This is a genomic window from Salinicola sp. MH3R3-1, from assembly GCF_001937155.1.
Lineage (GTDB): Bacteria > Pseudomonadota > Gammaproteobacteria > Pseudomonadales > Halomonadaceae > Salinicola > Salinicola halophyticus.
The window spans coordinates 1-295 of record NZ_MSDP01000094.1; the positions used below are offsets into that span (position 1 = coordinate 1).

Consider the following 295-nt stretch of genomic DNA (forward strand, 5'->3'; position numbering starts at 1 on the left):
TCTGTGCCAGCAGCCGCGGTAATACGGAGGATCCAAGCGTTATCCGGAATCATTGGGTTTAAAGGGTCCGTAGGCGGGGTAATAAGTCAGTGGTGAAAGTCTGCAGCTCAACTGTAGAACTGCCATTGATACTGTTATCCTTGAGTAATTATGAAGTGGTTAGAATATGTAGTGTAGCGGTGAAATGCATAGATATTACATAGAATACCGATTGCGAAGGCAGATCACTAATAATTTACTGACGCTGAGGCACGAAAGCGTGGGGAGCGAACAGGATTAGAAACCCGTGTAGTCC

General features: G+C 45.8%; 1 rRNA gene. It reads left to right on the forward strand.

Annotated elements, in window-relative coordinates:
• Positions 1–295: ribosomal RNA gene (locus BTW08_RS18510) — 16S ribosomal RNA — on the forward strand; the annotation flags it as partial.